Source organism: Ideonella sp. sgz306126 (assembly GCF_056032705.1).
On sequence record NZ_JBVYWP010000011.1, the window covers coordinates 1 to 3,118 of the forward strand.

Consider the following 3,118-nt stretch of genomic DNA (forward strand, 5'->3'; position numbering starts at 1 on the left):
TTGCCCGCGCCGTTGGCCCCGATCAGGCTGACGAGTTCGCCCTGGCGCACTTCGAAGCTCACGCCCTTGACGGCCTGGATGCCGCCGTAGGCCACCTTCAAGCCCGCGACCTTGAGCAGGGTGGGTGGTGCTGTCATGTTGCTCTGCTTTCTCTGCTGTGCTCTGTGTGATCAGTGGGCCTTGTGGCCCGCGCCCAGATAGGCTTCGATCACCTTGTCGTTGCGCTGCACCTCGGCCGGCGTGCCTTCGGCGATCTGCTTGCCGTAGTCGAGCACCGTCACCCGGTCGCACAGCCCCATCACCAGCTTGACGTCGTGCTCGATCAGCAAGATCGTGCGCCCGTCCTTGCGGATGCGGTCGATCAGCTCCCTCAGGACCACCTTCTCGGTCGCGTTCATGCCCGCCGCCGGCTCGTCCAGCGCAATCAGCTTGGGGTCGGTGGCCAGCGCGCGCGCGATCTCCAGCCGGCGCTGGTCGCCGTAGCTCAGCGTGCGCGCCTTGAACTCGGCGTACTTGCCGATGCCCACGTAGTCCAGCAGCTCCTGCGCCCGCTGCCGGATCGCCGCCTCCTCGGCCTTGAAGCCGGCCGTGCGGAACACCGCGCCGATCAGCCCCGAGCCCGAGCGCACGTGGCGCCCGACCATCACGTTCTCCAGCGCCGTCATCTCGGCAAACAGCCGGATGTTCTGGAACGTGCGCGCGATGCCCGCCTTGGCCACTTCGTGCACCGTCGTGGGCGTGTAGGCCTGCCCGCCCAGCTCGAACGTGCCCCCGTCGGGCGTGTACAGCCCGGTGATGACGTTGAAGAACGTGGTCTTGCCCGCCCCGTTCGGGCCGATCAGCCCGTAGACCTGACCAGCGTCGATGCTCATGCTGACGTCGGTCAGCGCCTGCAGTCCGCCAAAGCGCTTGGACGCGCCTTGAACCTTGAATACCGTTGTCATTGTTGGAGCCCCTCGGCTTCGGAGTACCGAATCCGATCCCCCGAGGGGATGCGGGCCGGCTTGGGAGCGGCCCGGCGCTCGGCCCGCTGTTCGGTGTTGATCCACAGCTTCATCATCTGCCTCACTTGACCGGCTGCGGCGCACCCTTGCCGTGCTCGGAGCTGGGCCACAGGCCGCGCGGGCGCAGCAGCATGATGGTGATCATCGCCAGCGCGATCAGCAGCTGGCGCAGGATGGCCGCGTCCAGCCGCCCTCCCGTCGCCTCCTGCAGCGGCCCGGCCGCGTAGCGCAGCACCTCGGGCAGCGCCGACAGCAGCACCGCGCCCAGGATCACCCCGGGGATGTGGCCCAGCCCGCCCAGCACCACCATCGCCACGATCATCACCGACTCCATCAGCGTGAAGCTCTCCGGCGAGACGAAGCCCTGGAAGGCCGCGAACATCGCGCCCGACACCCCCCCGAAGGTCGCCCCCATGCCGAAGGCCAGCAGCTTCAGGTTGCGCGTGTTCAGCCCCATCGCCTTGGCCGCGATCTCGTCCTCGCGGATCGCCATCCACGCCCGCCCGATGCGCGAGTCGGCCAGGTTCAGGCAGATCGTCACCGAGCCCACCACCAGCACCAGGAACAGCCAGTAGTACATCGTCACGCCCGGAATGTCGAAGCCCAGCAGGTGCACCTTCTCTCCGAACACCACCGGGCCGATGCTCATCGGGTCGATGTCGCTGATGCCCCGCGGTCCGTTGGTCAGGTTGATCGGGTACTCCAGGTTGTTCATGAACACCCGGATGATCTCCCCGAAGCCCAGCGTCACGATGGCCAGGTAGTCGCCCCGCAGCTTGAGCGTGGGCGCCCCCAGAATCACCCCGAAGGTGCCCGCCGTCAGCGCCGCCAGCGGAATCACCGCCCAGATCGGCGTGTGCAGCCCGTTCGGAAACGCCGCCTTGATCCACTCGAAGTTGTCGGTCAGCTGCGGCGAGGCCAGCAGCGCGTACATGTACGCCCCCACCGCATAGAAGGCCACGTAGCCCAGGTCCAGCAACCCGGCGTAGCCCACCACGATGTTGAGCCCCAGCGCCAGCATCACGTACAGCAGCGCCGCCGCCATGATGCGCACCCAGCCCTGGCCGAACTGCTCGGCAAACAGCGGCAGCGCCAGCAGCGCCAGCCCGGCCAGCGCAAACACGATGCGCCGCGTCGTCTTGTTCATGTCTTGCATGGTCTTTGTCCTTGCTCGGATGCGGGTTCAGGCACGGTCGGCCACGCGCTCGCCCATCAGCCCCGAGGGCCTCAGCGTGAGCACCAGGATCAGCACCAGGAACGCAAAGATGTCGACGTACTGGCTGCCGAACACGCCCCCCGTCAGATCCCCCAGGTAGCCCGCCCCCAGCGCCTCGATCAGCCCCAGCAGCACCCCGCCCACCATCGCCCCGGCCAAGTTGCCGATGCCCCCGAACACCGCCGCCACGAACGCCTTGAGCCCCGGCATGAAGCCCATCGTGTGCTGCACCGTGCCGTAGTTCAGCGCCCACATGATCCCCGCCAGCGCCGCCAGCACCGCCCCGATCACGAAGGTCATCGAGATCACGAAGTCAGGCTTGACCCCCATCAGCGCGGCCACCCTCGGGTTCTCCGCCGTCGCCCTCATCGCCCGCCCCAGCTTGGTCCGGTTGACCAGCCACAGCAGCCCCGCCAGCACCACCACCGTCGTCACCAAAATCAAAATCTGCACCACCGTGATCACCGGCCCGTCCGCCCAGAAAAACAGCACGTCCGTCGGCAGCAGCGCCGGGTACGGCTTCGGGTTCGGCTTCCAGATGATCATCGCCAGCGTCTGCAGCAGCAAACTCATCCCCATCGCCGTGATCAGCGGCGCCAGCCTCGGCGCATTCCTCAGCGGCCTGTACGCAATCTTCTCCACCGCAAAATTCAGCGCCGCGCACGCCACCACCGACACCGCCAGCGCAATCAGCAGCAGCGCCCACCCAGGCAACCCGCTCCCCGCCAGCGCCGTCACCACCGTCCACGACACCATCGCCCCCGTCATCAAAATCTCGCCGTGCGCAAAATTGATCAGACTGATGATCCCGTACACCATCGTGTACCCCAGCGCCACCAGCGCATACATGCTCCCCAGCACCAGACCGTTCACGATCTGCTGTACGAATGTGTCCATG

At 66.9% G+C, this 3,118-nt stretch carries 3 protein-coding genes and 1 pseudogene; all 4 read right to left on the reverse strand.

Features of this window, described 5'->3' with window-relative positions; translation table 11 throughout:
* Positions 1–137, reverse strand: a pseudogene (locus AC0N04_RS18180) (ABC transporter ATP-binding protein); the annotation flags it as partial.
* Positions 138–170: 33 nt separating this feature from the next.
* Positions 171–944, reverse strand: coding sequence for an ABC transporter ATP-binding protein (locus AC0N04_RS18185; protein ID WP_474283981.1), 774 nt, complete (start codon positions 942–944; stop codon positions 171–173).
* 121 nt (positions 945–1,065) lie between these two features.
* Complete coding sequence (locus tag AC0N04_RS18190; RefSeq protein WP_474283985.1) at positions 1,066–2,151, reverse strand: ABC transporter permease subunit; 1,086 nt, start codon at positions 2,149–2,151, stop codon at positions 1,066–1,068.
* A 36-nt stretch (positions 2,152–2,187) separates the two neighbouring features.
* On the reverse strand, positions 2,188–3,117 hold the full coding sequence (locus AC0N04_RS18195; RefSeq protein ID WP_474283983.1) for a branched-chain amino acid ABC transporter permease: 930 nt from the start codon (positions 3,115–3,117) through the stop codon (positions 2,188–2,190).
* Position 3,118: the final 1 nt, after the last annotated feature.

Bases quoted from the DNA above. Each gene is read 5' to 3' on its own strand.
- AC0N04_RS18195 (WP_474283983.1), bottom strand. From the start codon at position 3,117: ATGGACACATTCGTACAGCAGATCGTGAACGGTCTGGTGCTGGGGAGC.
- AC0N04_RS18190 (WP_474283985.1), bottom strand. From the start codon at position 2,151: ATGAACAAGACGACGCGGCGCATCGTGTTTGCGCTGGCCGGGCTGGCG.
- AC0N04_RS18185 (WP_474283981.1), bottom strand. From the start codon at position 944: ATGACAACGGTATTCAAGGTTCAAGGCGCGTCCAAGCGCTTTGGCGGA.